17 protein-coding genes and 2 pseudogenes are annotated in these 19374 nt (G+C 70.1%); 14 read left to right on the forward strand and 5 right to left on the reverse strand.

Annotated features, from left to right (window positions below; genetic code table 11):
• Nucleotides 1-12 precede the first annotated feature (12 nt).
• From MKK64_RS20495 to MKK64_RS20510, 4 genes are all read left to right on the forward strand, one after another.
• The gene (locus MKK64_RS20495) at nt 13-2076 is read left to right on the forward strand and encodes an OPT family oligopeptide transporter (protein ID WP_243936780.1); all 2064 of its coding nucleotides are present in this window, start codon (nt 13-15) and stop codon (nt 2074-2076) included.
• A gap of 439 nt (nt 2077-2515) precedes the next feature.
• Nucleotides 2516-3688 carry a zinc-dependent alcohol dehydrogenase gene (locus MKK64_RS20500; RefSeq protein ID WP_147843608.1) on the forward strand — a complete coding sequence of 391 codons (1173 nt, stop codon included), beginning with the start codon at nt 2516-2518 and terminating at the stop codon, nt 3686-3688.
• Nucleotides 3685-4290 (forward strand): cyclase dehydrase, encoded by a 606-nt coding sequence (locus MKK64_RS20505; RefSeq protein ID WP_243936781.1) that lies wholly within the window; start codon nt 3685-3687, stop codon nt 4288-4290. Before MKK64_RS20500 ends, MKK64_RS20505 begins: the two co-directional genes overlap by 4 nt.
• Before the next feature lie 96 nt (nt 4291-4386).
• Nucleotides 4387-5271: an MBL fold metallo-hydrolase gene (locus MKK64_RS20510; RefSeq protein ID WP_243936782.1), complete on the forward strand. Its 885-nt coding sequence runs from the start codon at nt 4387-4389 to the stop codon at nt 5269-5271.
• A gap of 9 nt (nt 5272-5280) precedes the next feature.
• On the opposite strand, the gene MKK64_RS20515 is transcribed toward MKK64_RS20510, so the two are convergent.
• Entirely contained in the window at nt 5281-6087 is an 807-nt protein-coding gene (locus tag MKK64_RS20515; RefSeq protein WP_243936784.1) for an SDR family oxidoreductase, read from the reverse strand.
• 128 nt (nt 6088-6215) lie between these two features.
• Between MKK64_RS20515 and MKK64_RS20520 the strand changes: the two genes are divergently transcribed.
• From MKK64_RS20520 to MKK64_RS20565, 10 genes are read left to right on the forward strand one after another with little or no spacing between them, the layout of a single operon-like run.
• A complete protein-coding gene (locus MKK64_RS20520; protein WP_147728980.1) occupies nt 6216-7463 on the forward strand; it encodes an ABC transporter substrate-binding protein in 1248 nt (415 codons plus the stop codon).
• Between the two features lie 6 nt (nt 7464-7469).
• The gene (locus MKK64_RS20525; RefSeq protein WP_147728981.1) at nt 7470-8336 is read left to right on the forward strand and encodes a branched-chain amino acid ABC transporter permease; all 867 of its coding nucleotides are present in this window, start codon (nt 7470-7472) and stop codon (nt 8334-8336) included.
• Between the two features lie 5 nt (nt 8337-8341).
• Entirely contained in the window at nt 8342-9418 is a 1077-nt protein-coding gene (locus MKK64_RS20530; RefSeq protein ID WP_243936785.1) for a branched-chain amino acid ABC transporter permease, read from the forward strand.
• Complete coding sequence (locus MKK64_RS20535) at nt 9415-10152, forward strand: ATP-binding cassette domain-containing protein (protein ID WP_147726764.1); 738 nt, start codon at nt 9415-9417, stop codon at nt 10150-10152. Before MKK64_RS20530 ends, MKK64_RS20535 begins: the two co-directional genes overlap by 4 nt.
• Nucleotides 10149-10883 (forward strand): ABC transporter ATP-binding protein, encoded by a 735-nt coding sequence (locus MKK64_RS20540; protein WP_147726766.1) that lies wholly within the window; start codon nt 10149-10151, stop codon nt 10881-10883. The genes MKK64_RS20535 and MKK64_RS20540 overlap by 4 nt, the downstream gene beginning before the upstream one ends.
• Nucleotides 10884-10918: 35 nt before the next feature.
• The gene (locus MKK64_RS20545) at nt 10919-12472 is read left to right on the forward strand and encodes an amidase (RefSeq protein WP_147726768.1); all 1554 of its coding nucleotides are present in this window, start codon (nt 10919-10921) and stop codon (nt 12470-12472) included.
• A gap of 46 nt (nt 12473-12518) precedes the next feature.
• Nucleotides 12519-13271 carry a DeoR/GlpR family DNA-binding transcription regulator gene (locus MKK64_RS20550; RefSeq protein WP_243936787.1) on the forward strand — a complete coding sequence of 251 codons (753 nt, stop codon included), beginning with the start codon at nt 12519-12521 and terminating at the stop codon, nt 13269-13271.
• Nucleotides 13246-14529: a Zn-dependent hydrolase gene (locus tag MKK64_RS20555; RefSeq protein WP_243936789.1), complete on the forward strand. Its 1284-nt coding sequence runs from the start codon at nt 13246-13248 to the stop codon at nt 14527-14529. The genes MKK64_RS20550 and MKK64_RS20555 overlap by 26 nt, the downstream gene beginning before the upstream one ends.
• A complete protein-coding gene (locus MKK64_RS20560) occupies nt 14526-15476 on the forward strand; it encodes a phosphotransferase family protein (protein WP_243936790.1) in 951 nt (316 codons plus the stop codon). Before MKK64_RS20555 ends, MKK64_RS20560 begins: the two co-directional genes overlap by 4 nt.
• 26 nt (nt 15477-15502) lie before the next feature.
• Nucleotides 15503-16438 (forward strand): choline kinase family protein, encoded by a 936-nt coding sequence (locus MKK64_RS20565; protein ID WP_147726775.1) that lies wholly within the window; start codon nt 15503-15505, stop codon nt 16436-16438.
• 66 nt (nt 16439-16504) lie between these two features.
• On the opposite strand, the pseudogene MKK64_RS20570 reads toward MKK64_RS20565, so the two are convergent.
• The 4 genes and pseudogenes from MKK64_RS20570 to MKK64_RS20585 form a co-directional block, all read right to left on the reverse strand.
• Nucleotides 16505-16819 (reverse strand): annotated as a pseudogene (locus MKK64_RS20570) (amidase); the annotation flags it as partial.
• A gap of 129 nt (nt 16820-16948) precedes the next feature.
• Nucleotides 16949-17713 carry an amino acid ABC transporter ATP-binding protein gene (locus MKK64_RS20575; RefSeq protein ID WP_279593287.1) on the reverse strand — a complete coding sequence of 255 codons (765 nt, stop codon included), beginning with the start codon at nt 17711-17713 and terminating at the stop codon, nt 16949-16951.
• Between the two features lie 18 nt (nt 17714-17731).
• Entirely contained in the window at nt 17732-18601 is an 870-nt protein-coding gene (locus tag MKK64_RS20580) for an amino acid ABC transporter permease (RefSeq protein ID WP_409567988.1), read from the reverse strand.
• A pseudogene (locus MKK64_RS20585) lies at nt 18601-19347 on the reverse strand (amino acid ABC transporter permease); the annotation flags it as partial. The pseudogene MKK64_RS20585 and the gene MKK64_RS20580, both read right to left, overlap by 1 nt.
• Nucleotides 19348-19374: the final 27 nt, after the last annotated feature.

A 19374-nucleotide genomic window follows, 5' to 3' on the forward strand; every position in this document is an offset into this window, starting at 1 on the left:
ACCGGAGGCACGATGGACGCGGCGAACCAGGTGACGAAGGCCCAGGATGCACCGCGTGGAAGCCAGGATGCACCGCGTGCACGCAAAGGCGCGCCGCGTGCGCGGGAGATCACCCCGCGCGGAATCGCGCTCGGCGGCGCGATCACGGTCGTGTTCATCGCCGCCAACGTCTACATGGGCCTGAAGACCGGGATGACGTTCTCGTCCTCGATCCCGGCGGCGATGATCTCGATGGGCTGCCTGCGGCTGCTCGGCGGCTCGAGCATCCTCGAGAACAACATCGTGCAGACGCAGGCCTCCGCCGCCGGCACGCTGTGCAACGTCATCCTGATCCTGCCCGGCCTGGTGCTGATCGGGCATTGGCACGGCTTCCCGTTCTGGCAGACCAGCGCGGTGTGCGCCCTCGGCGGCCTGCTCGGCGTCGCGTTCTCGATCCCGCTCCGGCGCGCGCTCGTCACCCGCGCGGGCCTGCCCTACCCGGAGGGCGTCGCCGCCGCCGAGGTGCTGCGCACCGGCGAGGGCGAGGCCGGCGCGAAGGGCCTGCGCGATCTCCTCGGCGCGGCCGCCGGCGCGGGCGCGATCGGGCTCGCGACCACCGGGTTCCGGCTGCTGGCCGAGGGGATGCACGGGACGCTCGCGGCGGGGAGCGCGGTGTTCCGCCTCGGCACCGGCTTCTCCCTGGCACTCGTCGGCGTCGGCTACCTCGTCGGGATCGGCGCGTGCCTTGCGCTGCTCACCGGCGTCGCGATCGCCTGGGGCGTCGCCGTGCCGCTGCTGACCGCGCTCGGGCAGGGGGAGGGCGCCTCGCCGTCGGAGATGGCCGAGGCGGTGTGGTCCGGGCAGGTCCGCCTGATCGGGGCGGGCATCATCGCGGTCGGGGGCCTCTGGACCGTCGGGTCGCTCGCCCGCTCGATCCTCGGCAGCATCGCCACCGCCCTGGCCTCGGTCCGGACCAGCGGCTCGCGGCTGCCCGGCCCGGACCATCCGCGGGCCGAGCGCGACCTGCCGATCACCTGGGTCGGCGCCGCGGTGCTGGCGCTGACCCTGCCGCTGGCATGGCTGTTCGCCGGCTTCGCATCGGGCGCCGAGCTCGGCGGCGGGCTGTACGGGCTCGTCGCGGCCGCGACCGTGTTCGCGGTGCTGTTCGGCTTCCTGATGGCCGCCACCTGCGGCTATCTGGCCGGCCTCCTCGGCTCGTCCTCGAGCCCGATCTCCGGCATCGGCATCCTCACCGCCATGGCCGCGGCGGTGCTGCTGCCGCTGCTGGTCGGCCGCTCCGCCGGACCGGAGGGCGACCGCTTCGTCATCGCGATGGCGCTGCTCGTGGCCGCGGTCATCGTCACGATGGCCTCGATCGCCAACGACAACCTGCAGGACCTGAAGACCGGCCAGCTCGTCGACGCCACGCCCTGGCGCCAGCAGGTGGTGCTGCTGATCGGCGTCGCGGTCGGCGCCGCCGTCATCGGGCCGCTGCTGTCCCTGCTCTACGAGGCCTACGGCTTCGTCGGCGCCCTGCCGCGCGAGGGCATGGAGGCGGCCAACGCCATGCCCGCCCCCCAGGCGGCGCTGACCTCGCAGATCGCCGGCGGCATCGTCCACGGCACCCTGCCGTGGACGATGGTGCTGATCGGCGCCGGGCTCGGGGCCGTGCTGGTCGCGGTCGAGGCGTGGCTGCGGCGGCGCGACCTCACCTTCCCCGCGCTCACCGTCGGCATCGGCATGTACCTGCCGCTCTCGGTCGAGATGACGATCGCGGTCGGCGGCGTCCTCGGCTGGCTCGCCGAGCGGACGATCCGGGCACGCGCCGCGGCGCAAGGGGACGATGCCGGCGCGGCGACCGAGACCGCGCGCCGCCGCGGCGTCCTCCTCGCCTCCGGATTCCTGGTCGGCGAGAGCTTCGTCGGCGTGATCCTGGCCGTCGCCGACACCCTGGCCGGGCGCAGCGCGTCCCTCGCCCTCGTCGGGCCAGGTTTCGCCCCTTACGCGACCTGGCTCGGCGCGGCCGTGTTCGGGTGCGGCCTCGCCGTGTTCTACCGGCTCACCGCGCGGGCGGACCCGGACGAAGCGGCGGCGTAGGCACGGCCGCGCCGGTGCGGGCGGTGTTTTGGGAGAGCAGGTTTCCGGTGACCGCTTCGCCATTGCCCGGCAGGGCATGCGGCCCCGTTCGATCCCCGATCCCACCCGCATCCGCATCCTGAGGTGCTTGCGCGCAGCGGAAGCCTCGAAGGAGCCCTCCAGCGCGCGAGATCCCGTGAGGGCTCCTTCGAGGCCGCTCGCGCGGCGCCTCAGGATGAGGTCCGAGCCCGGAGAGGAAGCGTGACCCGCCCCGGTCGCCGCGACATCCGAAGCCCATCCGCCTCGGTCGCCGGAGCCGGCATGAAAACGTCGGCCCGCCGCCCGTATCTCGCCGGCCGCCCGACCGGTTCGGTCCGAAACCCGACAGAACCAACCCCGGGGACCGCAGTTGCTCCCGTATGCGCCGCATCGTCCGAGCGGCGGCCGGGAGCTTCGCACCATGAAGGCCCTCGTCTGGCACGGCACCACCGACATCCGCTGCGACACGGTTCCCGATCCGACGATCGAGGACGGGCGCGACGCGATCATCAAGGTCACGAGCTGCGCGATCTGCGGCTCCGACCTGCACCTCTACGACCACTTCATGCCCGGCATGAAGGCGGGCGACATCATGGGCCACGAGACCATGGGCGAGGTGGTCGCGGTGGGGAAGGACAACGCCGCGCTGAAGGTGGGCGACCGGATCGTCGTCCCGTTCACGATCACCTGCGGCCAGTGCCCGCAATGCCGGCGCGGCAACTTCTCGGTCTGCGAGCGCACCAACCGCAACAAGGCGCTCGGCGACGCCGCCTTCGGCCACACCACGGCGGGCCTGTTCGGCTACACCCACCTGACCGGCGGCTATGCCGGCGGCCAGGCCGAGTACCTGCGCGTGCCGTTCGCCGACTCGACCCATATCAAGGTGCCGGACGGCATCCCCGACGAGCGGCTGCTGTTCCTGTCCGACATCTTCCCGACGGGATGGCAGGGCGCGGTCCAGTGCGACATCCAGCCGGAGGACACGGTCGCGATCTGGGGCTGCGGGCCGGTCGGGCAGATGGCGATCCGCTCCGCGATTCTGCTCGGGGCCAAGCGCGTGATCGCCATCGACCGGGTGCCCGAGCGCCTCGCGATGGCGCGGGCCGGCGGCGCCGAGGTGCTCGACTACCACGCCGAATCGAACATCGTCGCCCGGCTCAACGACATGACCGACGGCCGCGGGCCGGAGAAGTGCATCGACGCCGTCGGGCTCGAGGCGCATGCGCTCGGCGCGGTCGACGCGGTCTACGACCGGGCCAAGCAGGCGATGATGCTGGAGACCGACCGCGCCCACGTCCTGCGCCAGATGATCATGGTCTGCCGGCCGGCCGGGATCCTCTCGGTGCCGGGCGTCTATGGCGGCCTGATCGACAAGTTCCCGATCGGCGCGCTGATGAACAAGGGACTGACCGTCCGCACCGGGCAGACGCACGTGAAGCGCTGGACCGACGACCTGCTGCGCCGGATCGAGGAGGGGCAGATCGACCCGTCCTTCGTCATCACCCACACGGTCGGCTTGGAGGACGGCCCCGAGATGTACCGCACCTTCCGCGACAAGCAGGACGGCTGCATCAAGGTGGTGATCCGGCCATGAGCGGCGCGCGTCCCTCCCCCCCGACGCGCCCGGCGCCCGGCCGCGGCGCGCGGACCGGCCACCACGCGCTCGCGCGCGGCCTCGGCTGGTTCTCGATCGGCCTCGGGCTGCTGGAGCTGGCGGCGGCGCGGGGCCTGTGCAGGACCCTCGGCCTCGAGGGCCGGGAGACGCTGGTGCGCAGCTACGGCGTGCGCGAGGTCGCGACCGGCGTCGCCATCCTGACGAGCCACGATCCGGCGCCGTGGATCCTGGGCCGCGTCGTCGGCGACGTCCTCGACCTCGCGACCCTGGCCCAGGGCTTCGAGGGCGATCGTGGGCAGAGGGCCAACCGTGTCGCCGCGACGGCGGCGGTGGCGGGCGTGACGGTGCTCGACGTCGTCTGTGCCCAGGGGCTGATCGCCGCCAAGCGCCTCTCCCGGCCCGGTGCCTTCGACTACGGCGGCCGCAGCGGCTTCCCCCGTCCGCCGCAGGCCATGCGCGGGGCGGCCGCCGACTTCGCGGTCCCGCACGATTTCCGGACTCCCGAGGCCCTGCGGCCCTGGTCGGGCGACGCCTCCGGGTCGCGCGGCATGCCAGGAACCTTGCAGGCGGAAAATATCTGATTTGCCGGCAAATGATACGGTCGGCGAGACGCGTGGCCGATCGGATCCGCGTCGGCAGGCAGGCGGTCATCGCCCCCATCGAAAGGACGCGCGGCCATGGTCCAGCAGGTTTCCGTCGACCCGGAGGCGCAGGCGGGCAAGGCCGCCGAGGACGGCACAAGGACGCTCGCCGGCGATCTCGCCTATCGCCGCCTGATGATGGTCAACGTCGTCTTCGTCGGCACGTCCGGCGCCGGGGATCGCGGCTGGGTGCTGGTCGATGCCGGCATTCCCGGCACGAAGGGCCTGATCCAGGGCGCGGCCGAGGCACGCTTCGGCCCCGGCGCCCGCCCGGCGGCCATCGTCCTCACCCACGGGCATTTCGACCATGTCGGGGTGCTGGAGGATCTGGCCGCGGAATGGGACGCGCCCGTCTACGCCCACGCGCTGGAGCGGCCCTACCTCGACGGCAGCGCCGCCTACCCGCGGCCCGATCCGAATGTCGGCGGCGGCGCGCTGGCGCTGCTGTCGCCGTTCTACCCGACGAAGCCGGTCGACGTGGCCAGCCGCCTCGTCACCCTGCCGGAGGACGGGACGGTGCCGCCGATGCCGGGCTGGCGCTGGAACCACACCCCCGGCCACAGCCCCGGCCACGTCTCGCTCTGGCGCCCGGGCGACCGGTCCTTGATCGCCGGGGACGCCTTCGTGACGACGGCGCAGGAATCGATCTACGCGGTCGCGGTCCAGGAGCTCGAGATCCACGGGCCGCCGATGTACCTGACGATCGACTGGCCCGCCGCCGCCGCCTCGGTCCGCAGCCTCGCCGCCCTGCAGCCCGAGCGCGTCGTCACCGGCCACGGCCGCGCCCTGGAAGGCGCGGAGATGCGCCGCGGCCTCGACGTCCTGGCGCGGGACTTCGAGACCGTCGCGGTGCCCCGGCACGGCCGCTACGTCGACCACCCGGCGACCGCCGGCGACGGATCGGCCTATCGCGCGCCGTGAGCCGGCCGCTCAGCCGGCGGCCCGCGCGGCCGGACCGGCGAGGGCGGCGGCGGCGTCGCGGTAGGCGTGCAGCGGGCGGCCCAGGATCGCGGTCAGCCGCTCGCGGTCGCCGGCCTCCGGGATCATGCCGTCGCCGACGAAGCGCTCGGCTATCAGGCGCATCTCGTAGGCCATCCACCGCGGCATGGTGCCGGCCATGGCCTGCTCGAACCCGCTCGGATCGTCGCCGCCGTAGGCGACCGGGCGACCGAGCACCGCGCTCCAGATCGCGGCGAGGCCCGCGCCGGTGAGCGTGTCCGGCCCGACGAGGTTAATGGTCTCGACCGGCAGCGGGCCCGGCGCCGCGTCGCGGCGGATCAGCGCGATCGCGGCGATCTCGGCGATGTCGCGCGCGTCGACCATGGCGACGCCCTTGCCGCCGATCGGCATCGGGTAGACCGCGTGGTCCACGATCACGTCCCGGATCATCGCCTCGTTGTCGATGAAGTAGGTCGGGCGCAGGATCGTGGCGCCGAAGCCCATCTGCAGCAGCATGCGCTCGGCCCCGAACTTCACCGCGAAGTGCGGCACCTCGACGGCGCGGTCGGCCCCGAACACCGACAGGTAGACGACCCGCTCGACGCCGGCCTCGCGCGCGAGGTTGAGGGTGACGATCGCCTGGGTGAACTCGTCGCCGGTCACCGCATTCAGCAGGAACAGCGTGCGCACGCCGACGAAGGCCCGGCGCAGCGCGTCGATGTCGAGGAGGTCGCCCGTCGCGACCTCGACCCCGGCGGGGAATTCGGCCTTGGCGGGATCGCGGATCAGCACCCGCACCCGGGTCAGCTCGGATCTCGGCTTACGCAGGCATGTGCGATTTGTTGGAATTGTTGGCATCGGTCTTGCCAAGCCCTGCTCGTCCCCGGCACCGGATCGCGGCCGGCGCGGAAACGGAGCGGCTTATCATGAACTACCACAGCATCAGCCGGCGCGGTGCCCTCCGGATCGGTGCGTTGGCTGCGGGCACCGTGGCGATGCCGTTCTTCGCTCGCAACGGCTTGGCCGCCGAGCCGATCAAGCTCGGGAGCCTGCTCGACGGCACCGGCGCGCTCGGCTTGGAAGGCAGGCGCATGATCGAGACGACCGAATACGCGGTCGATCTGATCAACAAGACCGGCGGTCTGCTTGGGCGCCCCGTGAAGATCATCGCCTACGACACCCAGTCGAACATGCAGCTCTACACGCAATATGCGCAGCAGTTGGCGCTGAAGGAGAAGGTCGACGTCATCCAGGGCGGGATCACCTCGGCCTCGCGGGAGGCGATCCGGCCGATCTTCGGACGCTCCAAGACCCTCTACTTCTACAACACCCAGTACGAGGGCGGCGTCTGCGACCGCAACGTGTTCTGCACCGGCTCGACCCCGGCCCAGACGGTCAACCACACGGTCGACTACGCGCTGAAGAACTGGGGTAAGAAAGCCTACATCGTCGCCGCCGACTACAATTACGGCCACATCACCGCGAACTGGATGACGAAGTTCATGAAGGACGGCGGCGGCTCGGTCGCCGGCACCGACTTCTTCCCCCTCGACGTGACGAACTTCTCCTCCGCCATCAGCCGCATCCAGCAGGCGCAGCCGGAGCTGGTGCTCTCGGCGCTGGTCGGCGCCAACCATTCCGGCTTCTACCGCCAGTGGGACGCCGCCGGCATGAAGGGCAAGATTCCGATGGGCGCCAGCGTGTTCGGTCTCGGCGACGAGCTGACCACCATGGACACTTCTACCACCAACGGCATCGTCACCTGCTACGGCTGGTACAACAACCTGCCGGCGCAGAAGAGCATCGACTTCGTGAAGGGGATGCAGGCCAAGTTCGGCGCCGAGCTCACCGATCTCGGCGAGCTCGACACCGCCACCTACGACGGCATCATGCTCTGGGCGGAAGGGGTGAAGAAGGCCGGCTCGGTGGAGCGCGACGCGGTCGTCGCTGCGCTGGAATCGGGCATTTCCTACGAAGGCCCCACAGGCAAGGTGACGATGGATGGGGCGACCCACCACACCATCCGCAACACCTACCTCGCGCGTCCCAAGGACAAGGCCTGGGAGCTGCTCGCCACCTTCCCCGACCAGTTCCCGTCGGACACAGGCGGCGCCTGCGACCTCCTGAAGAACCCCAAGACCAACAAGCAGTTCACCCCCGACCTCAAGGGCTGACCCGGCATGGATCTCGTCGGGCTCCTCGGGTTCAACGTTCTGACCGGTATCGCCACGCTGGCGCTGATCACGCTCGGTCTCGGCGTAATCTACGGGATGATGCGGATCATCAACCTCGCCCACGGCGAGTTCATGATGCTCGGCGCCTACACCGCGGTCGTGGCGGTCGATGCCGGCATCAACGTCTGGGTGGCGATGCTCGTGCTGCCGCCGCTGGTCGTCGGCCTGATCGGCCTCGTGATCGAGCGCACCGTAATCCGCTTCCTGTACGGGCGGATGATGGACACGATGCTCGCCACCTGGGGCATCAGCCTCGGGCTGATCGGCCTCGTGACCACGCTCTACGGCAACGTCGTGCGCGGGGTCTCGACGCCGGTCGGCAGCTTCGAGATCGGGCGGTATGGCGCGAGCCTCTACAGCCTCGTGATCATCGCGGTCGCGCTTGCCGCGCTCGGCGGCATGTTGGCGCTGCTTCGGCTGACCCGCTTCGGGCTGATTCTGCGCGCGACCATGCAGAACCCGAAGATGGCCGCCGCACTCGGCGTCTCGCCGGACCAGATCTACATGGCGACCTTCGCGCTCGGCGCAGGCCTCGCCGGGCTCGCCGGCGGCGTCCTCGCGCCGATCTCCGGCGTCTCGCCGGCAATGGGCGCCGCCTACATCGCTCGCGCCTTCATCACCGTGCTCGGCGGCGGTCCGGCGATCATCACCGGCACGGGGCTAGCTTCCGGCCTGTTCGGCACGATCAACGAACTCGTCGCCTTCCGGACCACGCCGGTCATCGGCGACGTGGTGCTGCTGCTGGCCGCGATCCTGCTGATCCGCGTGCTGCCGCAGGGCATCACCGGCCGCTTCCTGAGGCGCAGCCTATGAACCCCATGGTCTCCCGCTCCGGACGGTTCGCGAGCGCCGCCGGCTTCCTCACGGTTCTGGTCTGCGGCCTCGCTCTGCTCGTCGGCGCGCCGCACCTCACCGACAGCTTCGGCCTCGTACAGATGACGGGGTTCGCCGCGCTCGCGATGTTCGCGCTGAGCCAGGGCTTCGTCTGGGGCTACGGCGGCATCATGTCGTTCGGGCAGGCGGCGTTTTTAGGCCTGGGCGGCTACGCTTATGCCGTCTCGGTGATCAATCTCGGCGACAGCACGCTGCCGATCCTGATCGCCATCGCGGTGCCCATGCTGTTTGCGGCCGCCCTCGGCTACTTCATGTTCTTCGGGCGGATCAGCGACGCTTATGTCGGCGTCATCACGCTCACCGTCTCGGTGATCCTGTTCCAGCTGTTCAACGCCACCTCGGGCAGCCAGTACCGCATCGGCCAGGCGGAGCTCGGAGGCTTCAACGGTATCCCGGCGGTCCCGGTGATCAATCCGATCGGAGATCCCGGCGATCCGCTCGACATCGAGGGCCTGTGGGGCGTGGCGATGGGCGCGCTGATCGGCGTCTACGTGCTGCTGCGCGCCATCCTAGCGAGCCGCTTCGGCCGCGTGGTCGTCGCGATCCGCGAAAACGAGACCCGCGCGCAGCTGATCGGGTACGACCCGCGCCTCTACAAGCTCCTCGCCTTCACGATCTCAGCCGGGATCGCGGGGCTCGCCGGCTGCCTTTACGCCAACTGGGGCGGCTTCATCAGTCCGACGGTGTTCGGCCTGTCGATGTCGGCGCAGGTGATCATCTTCGTCCTCGTCGGGGGTCTCGGCACCCTGATCGGTCCGATGCTCGGGGCGGTGCTGATCCAGGCGCTGATCATCACCGCGGGCGGACAGTCGATGCTCGATCCCAATCTCGGCCTTGGGATCGTGCTCGTCGGCTTCGTGCTGCTGGTGCCCGAGGGCCTCGTGCCGGTGGCGCGCCGCCTCGTGCAGCGCGCGACCGGGCTTGTCACCGCGAGCGCCGCGCCGCCGGCCGCCGAGCCGCCGACCCCCAAGCCGGCGCTTGCCGAAGGGACCGGCCGATGACGGGAGGCCCGAAGCCCGCTCGCCCGCTGGTGCGGGCCGAGGGCGCGACCATGCGTTTCGGCGGCGTCACCGCGGTGAACGCCGTCGACTTCACCCTCAACGAGGTCGAGCTGCGCTGCCTGATCGGGCCGAACGGCGCGGGAAAGAGCACGTTCTTCAAGATGCTCACCGGACAGCTGACGCCGAGCGCCGGCCGCATCCGCTTCCGCGACACCGACATCACCGCCGCGCATCCGCACGCGATCGCCCGGCTCGGGGTCGGCATCAAGACGCAGGTGCCCAACGTCTTCAACGGCCTGTCGGTGCACGAGAACGTCTTCATCGCCGGCTGCCGGCGCAAGTCGCTCGCCCGCACCAGGCGGATCGTCGACGAGACGCTGGAACGCCTCCGGCTGACTGACATCGCCGGACGCCTCGTGGGCCAGCTTGCCCACGGCCAGCGGCAATGGGTCGAGATCGCCACCGTGCTGGCGCAGGAGCCGGAACTGATCCTGCTCGACGAGCCAGCCGCCGGCATGACCCACGAGGAGGTCCACCGGACCGCCGACCTGATCCGCGAGATCAACCGGACGCATGCGGTCATCGTGGTCGAGCACGACATGCCGTTCATCCGGATGATCGCCAAGACCGTGACGGTGTTCAACCAGGGGAAGATCCTGATGGAGGACGAGGTCGGGCGCGTGCTCGCCGACCAGCGGGTTCGCGACGTCTATCTGGGCAAGCAGGCGGCATGAACGGTCCTCACCCGATCCCGAAGGCTCCGCTCCTCTCCGTCGCGGGGCTGCATGCCGGCTACGGCCGCATCCCGATCCTCGGCGGCATCACGATGTCGGTCGCGGACGGCGAGGTGGTCGGTATCCTCGGCCACAACGGCATGGGCAAGACCACGCTGCTGCGCACGCTGATGGGCTACCTGCCGGCCACCGCCGGAAGCGTTCGCTTCGGCGGGCACGAGATTACCAGGGCCTCGCCCACCGCGCGGGCGCGGGCCGGGATCGGCTACGTCCCGCAGGGGCGGGAAATCTTTCCCGCCTTGAGCGTGCGCGAGAACCTGCGCATGGGCTGCCTGCTGGCGAACACGCCCGAGGACGCCACCATCGCTGCGATCCTCGACGTGTTCCCGCGGTTGAAGGTCTATCTCGACCGGCCCGGCGGCGCGCTCTCGGGCGGCGAACAGCAATTGCTGGCGCTCGCCCGCTGCCTCTGCGCGAGCCCGAAGATCATCCTCCTCGACGAGCCGACCGAGGGCATCCAACCCTCGATCATCGAGGAGATCATCGAGACGCTCCAGGGCATCACCCGTGCCCGCGGGCTGACCGTGCTGCTGGTGGAACAGAACCTGTCGTTCATCTCAGGCCTCTCCGACCGGGTGCTCATCCTTCAGAAGGGGATGATCACCCGCGAGGTGCCGCCCGAGGTCGCCCGCGACCGAGCGATGATCGACGAATTCGTCGGCATGGCCTGATCGAGGCCCGAAACCGACACCGAAAGAGGGCAACGATGGATTCGGCACAGATGATTCCGGAGATCGAGATCGTCGAGATGACCGTGGCGGACGCCGCCGACGCGTTTGCGAGGGGCGTCACGTCGGAGGCGCTGACGCAGGCCTTCCTCGACCGGATCGCGGTGCACAATCCGCATTACAATGCGCTCATCGTTATGAACCCGGAGGCCCTGTCCGACGCCCGCGCCAGCGATGCCCGCCGCATCGCGGGCACGACGCTCGGGCCGCTCGACGGCATACCGGTGGTGATCAAGGACCCGATGGACATGGCGGGCTTGCCCACCACCGCGGGCTGGCACTTCCTGAGCGCAAAGGCCGGCGGCGTCGATCTGATCCCCGAGACCGATTCCCCGGTCGTGGCGCGGATGCGGGCGGCCGGCTGCGTCATGCTCGGCAAAACCAACGTCCCGGTGCTGAGTGCTACGGGCAGCCATGCCAACGACAGCTGGGCCGGTCCGACCCTGAACTCGGCTGCTCCGAACAGTCTGCCCGGCGGCAGCAGCGCCGGCACGGCCACCGCCGTCGGCGCCAGCTTCGCGGTGCTGGGGCTCGCCGAGGAGACCGGCGGCTCGATCCAGAACCCGGCCTCGGCGCAGGGGCTGGTTGGCATCAAGCCGACTTTCGCGCTGGTCCCCAATGCCGGTGTCGTGCCGCTGGCGGGCTCGACCCGCGATGTGGTCGGCCCGATCGCCCGCTGCGTGCGCGACGCCGCACTGACGCTCGACGTGCTCGCCGGTTACACCCCCGCCGACCCGAAGACGGTGGCCGGCATCGGCCGCCGGCCGAAGGGCGGTTACACGAGCAAACTCTCCACCGACGCGCTCAGGTCCAAGCGCCTCGGCCTGTTCGGGCCTGGCTGGCGCGACCTGCCGCTCTCGGACGAGGCGACCGCGCTCTACGCGCGGGCGCAAGGCGAGATCGCGGCCTGCGGCGCGACGCTCATCGCCGACCCCTTCGCCGGCTCGGGCTTCGCCGACCTCGGCGAGCCGACACCGGGGCTCAACCATTTCGACGCCCGTGGCATGGAATCGGTCGCCTACGACCTGCAACTCTACCTGACGCGGCTCGGACCCAGCGCGGCGCTCCGCGACGTCGACGCTTTCGCCGAGGCGACGAAGGCAGAGGACGCCTTCGCGCCGGGTGGCGTGCTTCACTACCTGCACGCGATCCGCGCCTTCGCGCCCATCCTCGCCGACCCGTCCGCCCCGCCGGACCTCTCGAGTTTTCTCACCGTGCGCGAGGCCTACCTCGCCATCTTCGAGCGCGTCATGGATGAGCACGGCCTCGACGGCCTCGTCTTCCCGCAGATGCGCGATGAACTCCCACCGCTCCACGGCGGCCGCGCGATCAACGAGACCACCGTCTGCGAGATCAACATCGCCGGGCTCCCCGGCGTCACGGTCCCCGCGGGCTTCTACGCGTCGGACGCGCCGTTCAACCTGATCTTCGTCGGGCGGATGTGGAGCGAGGCCGACCTCCTCGGCTATGCCTACGCCTATGAGGCGGCGACACACCATCGCCTGGCTCCGACACTGGAAGCGGCTGGCTGACGGGTTCGCCCCGCATCGGACGGCGAATCGGAGATGAGGCGCTCGGATGCTGACGGACCATCGCCATCAGGAGATCCTGTCGCGCCTCCACGGCACCGGCCGCGTCGGGGTCGCCGATGCGGCCGCCTTCCTGAAGGTGTCCGAGGAGACCATCCGGCGCGACCTCAAGCTGATGGAGACGCGTGGGCTGCTCCGGCGCATCCACGGCGGCGCCGTGGCGCCGCGCCTCGACCAGGACCGGCCGCTTATCGAGCGCGGCAAGACCAACCCGCGCGAGAAGGCGCGGGTCGCCGCGATCGCCGAGGGGCTGGTGCACGACGGCATGTCGATCTTCATCGACACCGGCACGACGACGCTGGCGCTGGCGCGGCGGCTGATCCAGCGCAATCTCACGCTGACCACGAACTCGATCGACGTCGCCCTGCTGCTCGGTGGCGGGCCGTCGCGGGTCAACCTGACGCCGGGCACGCTCCGCCCCAAGGACAACGCGCTCGTTGGTTACGAGACGGTCGCCTACGCCCGGCGCTACTTCTTCGACATCGTCTTCATGGGCATCTCGGCCTGCGACCTCGACCGCGGTTGGATGGACTACGAGGAGCACGAGTCGGTGCTGCGGCGGACGCTGCGGGGACAGGCCCGGCGCTCGGTGATCCTGGCCGATTCCCACAAGTTCGGGCTGCAGGCCAACCTCTGCACCTTCGACCTGTCCGACCCGCTCAGCGTGGTCACCGACCGCGCGCCGCCCGCCGCCTTCCTGGATCGCTTCACGCGTCATGACATCGATCTTATCGCCGGTTGATCCCGGCCTGCACGACCTGTTCGACCGCTTCTCGGCGTGCGGCGCCACCGCGGGCGGCGGCGTTCACCGGCTCTGCGGCAGCGCGGAAGACGGTGAGGCGCGCGACGTGTTCGCGGCGATCGTCCGCGATCTCGGGGGCGCGATGCGCACCGATGCGGTCGGGAACCAGTTCGGGCTGTTTGCCCTCGCTGGCCGACCCGACGCCCCGCTGGTGATGCTGGGCTCGCACCTCGACAGCCAACCCCAGGGTGGTCGTTTCGATGGCGCGCTCGGCGTGGCGATCGCCCTGCGGGTGGCCGCCACCCTCCTGCGGGCCGAGGCGGCAGGCGCCACGTCCGATGCCGATCTCTGCGTCGCGAACTGGACCAACGAGGAGGGTGCCCGCTTCCGGCCGAGCCTGCTCGGCAGCGGCAGCTATGTCGGCCATCACCGTCCCGAGGACGCGCTGGCGATCCGCGACGACGACGGCGTGACGCTGGGCGAAGCCCTGAGGGCGATCGGCCATCGCGGCATCGATCCGGCACCTCCGCTCCCGGCCTCCTACCTCGAACTCCATGTCGAGCAGGGCAGGGTGCTCACCGAGGCCGGCGCGACCATCGGCATCGTCGCCCGCAATTGGGGGGCGATTAAGATCGACGCGGTCTTCACCGGCGCGCAGGCCCATACCGGGCCGTGCCCGATGCCGTTGCGTCGCGACGCCCTGCTGGCGGCGGCCTACGCCATCGCAGAGGTGCGCGCCATCGCCGATCGTTGGCCGGGCCGCGTGCACACGTCGGTCAGCCGCATCCGGGTCGCGCCGAACTCCGCCAACGTCGTCCCGTCCCGCGTCGAACTCTCGGTGGAGATCCGTTCCGCCGACGATGCCATCCTCAACCCAGCCGGTGCGCTCGCGGACGAGGCGCTCCGCGCGGCGGCCGAGCGCGCCCGCACCGACCTCGCGATCCTCGCCCGCGTCGAGCGCCCGATCCGCCCGCTCCCCGGAGCGATGCGCGATCTCATGGCCCTCGCCGCCGAAGAGACCGGGCACCGGGCGATCCCGATGGACACGGTGGCCGGTCACGATGCCCTCAGCCTGCTCGGCGCCTGCCCGATCGGCCTCATCTTCGTGCCCAGCGTCGATGGCATCGCCCACGACGCCGCCGAGATGACCCTGGATTCCGACATGCAGGCCGGTCTTGCCGTGATGCTGCGCGCGACCGAGCGCCTCTGCCGCGCCGGCGGATCGCCCGAGCGTGCGATCCGGGGCGATGCGCGATGAAGGCGGTCGGACATCCCGAGACGCCGTTCGAGCATCGCGTCGAGGCGTCGCTTGCCCGCATCCCCGAATGGCGGGGCCGGCCGCTCCGCTACGCGCTGGCCGCCGCGCCCGTGGCCTCACCGAGCCACCGTGCGACGGCCTCGGATTGCGTACTGGTCGCCGTTGAGGGCGAGGCGGACGTCTTCCTCAAGATTCGCCACGCCGACATGGCCGACGATGTCACCGCGGTCGCGGTGCGGGCGGTCGAGCGCGCCGGCGCCTTGGGCCTCGGACCGGCCGTGCGGATCGTCGGGGAGGGCATCCTCGGCCTGGACTTGCTCCCCGATCCCTGGCGCTACGCCCGCGTCGGCGACCTGCAAGATGCGGACACGTTGGCCTCGGTGCTGGCGGCGCTGCGCCGGCTTCAGGGGGAGGCTCCCTTCGGCCATCGCTTCTGCCCCTTCGCCCGGATCGCGGCATTGGCCCGCGAGGCGGAGGCCGTCGGCGCGCCGCTTCCAGATGGGACCGGAGAGCTGATCGCGGCGAGCGGTCTCATCGGCGAGGCAATGCAGGCATCCGGCATCGGCCTCGCACCCTGCCGCAACGACGGCGTCGCCTCCAACATCATGCTTGCCGGCGCGGATATCCACCTCGTGGACTTCGACCTCGCGGGCGATGCCGATCCCTGGTTCGAGGTCGGCGCGCTGATCAACGAGGTCTGCCGCTTCGAGGACGGCCGCCGCGCGGCGATCGAGGCCTATGCCGGCACCTGCGACCCGCGCCTGTTCGCCCGCTGCCGACTCTATGGCGCCGTCGACGACGTGATGTGGGGTCTGTGGGGCATCGTGCGCGCGGTGACAGCCCCACGCGGCGGCATCGAGTTCTTCAAGTACGGCCAGTGGCGGCTGTTTCACGCCCGCACGACGACCGGGGCCTGGGATTTCGAAGCTTGGCTCCGCGGGCTCTAACACGACGCCACGAGGGGAGGACGACGATGTGGAAGGCCCTGGGCGACGGGCTGAGCGCGGCCGAGCGCGATCTCGAGGCGATCCTCGCGCGTGTACCGCGCTGGCAAGGCGCCGCACTTCGCTATCGCCCGGTCTCCGGCGGGATCAGCAATGCGAACTGGCAGGTCTCGTCCGGCGCCGCGCAGGACTTCTTCGTGAAGGTGCCGGGGCGCGGGACCGAGATGTTCATCACCCGAACGGTGGCCGTCGAGGCGAGCCGGAAGGCCCATGCGAGCGGCGTCGGCGCCGAGGTGGTCGACTTCCTGCCCGACCCCGGCGTCGAGATCTTCGCCTTCCTCGAGGGCTTTCGCGCCACCTCGAACCTCGACTTCCTGCGGCCGGCCGTCCGCGGAAACACGGTGCGGGCGCTGAAGACCTTCAACGATTCCGGCCCCTTGAGCCTGACCAAGACCGTGTTCGATATGATCGACGAACACGTCGCGCAGGTCGCCGAGGTCGGTGGGCGCCAGCCCGAGGACGCCCCGTTCCTGATGCGGCGCTACGGCGAGGCGAAGGCGGCGCTTCTGGCGTCCGGCCTCGACCTCGTGCCGTGCATGAATGACACGCTCGCCGGCAACTTCCTCATCGACCAGCATGACCAGGTCATGCTGGTCGACTTCGAATACGCCTCGAACAACGAGCGCGCCTACGAACTCGCCCTGTGGTTCGACGAGATGGCGTTCTCGGACGGCGTCGAGCGCGAGATGATTGAAGTCTATTTCGGGCGCTGGGACCCGGTGATCGCCACGCGTATCCAGGTGCTGAAGGCGCTGGCCGACCTGAAGTGGTCGACCTGGGCGATGATCCAGGAAACGGTCTCGCTGCTCGATTTCGACTTCTACAAGTACGGCACTTGGAAGCTTATGCGCGCCCGCACCCTGTTCCACCATCCGGACTGGCTGCGCTGGCTGAAGCGTCTGTGATCGGCGCCCCGCACGGGGACTGGCGCCGTGCGGGGCGCCGGCGCAGTGGCCCCGTGGAGGTCCCGCTCAAGCCTTGGCCGGCAAGGCACTCTTCGGCATCAGCATGTGCACGCCCTTGTTGCCGTCGACCGTCTGGGTGATGCGCAGGTTCCCGGCGAGCGAGCACAGCATGTAGGCTTGGTTGCGGGTCAGCCCGATGCGGGCGCAGACGTGGCGCACCATCTCGCGCACCGCCTGCCGCATCGCCTCGTCGAGGCTCTCGTGCAGGCCGATCGTCATCAGCTCGGCGAACGGCCATGTGTAGCCGAGGTCCTTGCGGACGGTGAGTCGGAAGGTGCCGGTAAGCCCGGTCTCCAAGGCCGTGATGCAGACCTCGCCGTCATCGTACCCCGGCGGGTCGGCAGAGACGCCCTCGAAGCCCTCGTCCCGAGGCTCTCGGAGGGATGTCGACCGGGACCGCGCCCGCTTGGGCCAAAGGCGCAAGGGCAGAAGCGCGGATTGCCCTACGGTTCAGAGAACCTGCGAGAGGAAGCGGCGGGTGCGCTCGTCCTGGGCAGACGCGAAGAATGTCGCCGGCGACCCGTGCTCGACGATCACGCCACGGTCGGTGAAGTAGATGTGGTCCGCGACATCGCGCGCGAAGTTCATCTCGTGGGTCACGAGCAGGCAGGTCATGCCCTCCTCGGCCAGTTCGCGGATGGTGACCAGTACCTCCTTGACGGTCTCGGGATCGAGCGCGGCGGTGACCTCGTCGAACAGCATCACGTCGGGCCGCATCGCGAGCGACCGGGCGATCGCCACCCGCTGCTGCTGACCGCCCGAAAGTTCGCCCGGGTAGGCGTCCTCCTTGCCGGCGAGCCGGACCTTGGCCAGCAGCGCGCGGGCCCGGACCTCGACCTCGCGCTGGTCTTGGCCCAGGACGTGGATGGGGGCCATCATCACGTTGGCCAGCGCGGTCTTGTGGGGAAACAAGTTGTACTGCTGAAACACCATGCCGACCTTGCGGCGCAGGGCGAGCTTGTCGAGCTTCGGATCGGCGACCTCGATCCCCGCGACGCGGATCGTGCCCGCCGTCACGGGCACGAGCGCGTTGATGCACCGGATCAGCGTCGACTTGCCTGAACCCGACGGGCCGATGATGCAGACGACCTCGCCCTTGCGGACGTCGAAGCTGATTCCCTTCAGGACTTCGAACGTCCCGAACGCCTTGTGCACGTCGATCACCTGCACGATCGGCTGATCGGGCGTCCAAGTCGAAGGCGGGATACCAGCCATGGTCACTCGAGATCGGGTTCAGCGGGTTTCGAAGCGGCGTTCGAGGCGGGCGGTCAGCCGATCGATCGGATAGCAGTAGAAGAAGAAGCAGAGCAGGGCGAAGCCGTAGAGCGGCGCGAACAGCTCAGGCCTTCCCCCCTCGGCTGCATGCACCTGTGCGGTGAGCGTCAGCATCTCGGTGACGCCGACGATCGAGGCCTGCACGGTGGCCATCGCGATCAGGGCGTAGACGTTCATCCAGGGCGGCAGCATGCGCTTGGCGCATTGCGGCAGGATGATGCGCCACAGGATCTGCCGGCGGGTGAAGGCCAGAGACTCGGCGGCCTCCCACTGCGTCGTCGGCACAGAGCGCACCGCGCCGCGGACGATCTCCGCGACGTTGGCCATCACCGGAAGGCTGAACCCGAACGTCGCCTTGATCCAGTCCGGCAGCGGCACACGCATGCCGAGCACCGTGACCTGGAAGGGCACCAGGAACATCACGAAGAACAGCAGCACCAGCCACGGCACGTTGCGGAAGACCTGCGTCACCGTCCAGGCGGCGCGCGACAGGATCCGCCCCTCGGCGAGCATGGCGATGCCGAGCCCCGTACCGGCCACCGTCCCGAGCAGCATCGCCATGAGCGAGATCGCGACGTTAAAGGCGAAGCCCGTGAGCAGCAGGGGCGCCCAACGGATGACCACCTCCAACGGAGAGGACACGGCGCCGCCATCCTGCGCCCAGGCCGGGAGCACGACGGCGGCCAGGCCGCACAGCAGCCAGCCGTGGACCGGGCGAAGCCGGATCGCCGGGCCGTTGCGAGACAACGCGAAGGGCAGCAGGACCGGCAGATCGCCCGGCCGACCCGCGTCGCGGGCGGGCGGGGCGTTCGCGTGTCGGCCGCTGATCGGCCGTATCCCGGAATGCGCAGGGCCTGCTCCCAGCGGTGCATGATCCATACGAGCGCGCCGACGAGGACGGCGTAGGTCGCGAGCAGCACGAGCATCATCTCCAGCACGTTCTGTGACTCGGACCAGATCTGCTTGACGGCGTAGAGCGTCTCCGGGACCGCGATGGCATATGCCAGGGTCGTCGTCTTGAGGAGGTTGATCAGGTTGTTGTTCAGGGCCGGCAGGCAGACCCGGAGCGCCAGCGGCAGGACGACGTGACGGTAGGCCTTCAGCCGGGTGTAGCCGAGGGCCTCGGCGGCCTCGACGGTGGTCTTCGGCACCGCATCGATGCCGGAGCGGAAGATCTCGACGTTGAACGCTCCGGCAAACAGCGACAGCGAGACGATCGCCCACTGCACGTTGTCGAGGATGGGCGCACGCAGCCCGTCCGCGGTCTGCGCCGCAGGCAGAAGCGTGCCGATGCCGAAGTAGAAGAAGAAGATTTGCACCAGCGGCGGCGTGTTGCAGAAGAGGACGACGAAGCCGTTGACGAGCCCGCGCAGCAGGCGGGACGGGCTGCTCTGGAGGAGTGCGCCGACCGCGCCGATCGCGAGGCTCGCCAGGATCGTGGTGACCCCGAGCATGAGCGTCGTCCGCAGGCCCCCGACGTAGCGATGCCAGTCGTAGGGGTCGTAGAAGATCGTGAAGTTGAGGCCCGTGGTCTCGTAGAGATGCTGGAACCAGGCCTGAATCGTGTCGATCATCGCGGCCGCCGCGGCCGGGCTTGCTGA

The organism is Methylobacterium sp. E-025 (assembly GCF_022829705.1).
Lineage (GTDB): Bacteria > Pseudomonadota > Alphaproteobacteria > Rhizobiales > Beijerinckiaceae > Methylobacterium.

Bases quoted from the DNA above. Each gene is read 5' to 3' on its own strand.
- MKK64_RS20495 (WP_243936780.1), top strand. From the start codon at position 13: ATGGACGCGGCGAACCAGGTGACGAAGGCCCAGGATGCACCGCGTGGA.
- MKK64_RS20500 (WP_147843608.1), top strand. From the start codon at position 2,516: ATGAAGGCCCTCGTCTGGCACGGCACCACCGACATCCGCTGCGACACG.
- MKK64_RS20505 (WP_243936781.1), top strand. From the start codon at position 3,685: ATGAGCGGCGCGCGTCCCTCCCCCCCGACGCGCCCGGCGCCCGGCCGC.
- MKK64_RS20510 (WP_243936782.1), top strand. From the start codon at position 4,387: ATGGTCCAGCAGGTTTCCGTCGACCCGGAGGCGCAGGCGGGCAAGGCC.
- MKK64_RS20520 (WP_147728980.1), top strand. From the start codon at position 6,216: ATGAACTACCACAGCATCAGCCGGCGCGGTGCCCTCCGGATCGGTGCG.
- MKK64_RS20525 (WP_147728981.1), top strand. From the start codon at position 7,470: ATGGATCTCGTCGGGCTCCTCGGGTTCAACGTTCTGACCGGTATCGCC.
- MKK64_RS20530 (WP_243936785.1), top strand. From the start codon at position 8,342: ATGGTCTCCCGCTCCGGACGGTTCGCGAGCGCCGCCGGCTTCCTCACG.
- MKK64_RS20535 (WP_147726764.1), top strand. From the start codon at position 9,415: ATGACGGGAGGCCCGAAGCCCGCTCGCCCGCTGGTGCGGGCCGAGGGC.
- MKK64_RS20540 (WP_147726766.1), top strand. From the start codon at position 10,149: ATGAACGGTCCTCACCCGATCCCGAAGGCTCCGCTCCTCTCCGTCGCG.
- MKK64_RS20545 (WP_147726768.1), top strand. From the start codon at position 10,919: ATGGATTCGGCACAGATGATTCCGGAGATCGAGATCGTCGAGATGACC.
- MKK64_RS20550 (WP_243936787.1), top strand. From the start codon at position 12,519: ATGCTGACGGACCATCGCCATCAGGAGATCCTGTCGCGCCTCCACGGC.
- MKK64_RS20555 (WP_243936789.1), top strand. From the start codon at position 13,246: ATGACATCGATCTTATCGCCGGTTGATCCCGGCCTGCACGACCTGTTC.
- MKK64_RS20560 (WP_243936790.1), top strand. From the start codon at position 14,526: ATGAAGGCGGTCGGACATCCCGAGACGCCGTTCGAGCATCGCGTCGAG.
- MKK64_RS20565 (WP_147726775.1), top strand. From the start codon at position 15,503: ATGTGGAAGGCCCTGGGCGACGGGCTGAGCGCGGCCGAGCGCGATCTC.
- MKK64_RS20575 (WP_279593287.1), bottom strand. From the start codon at position 17,713: ATGGCTGGTATCCCGCCTTCGACTTGGACGCCCGATCAGCCGATCGTG.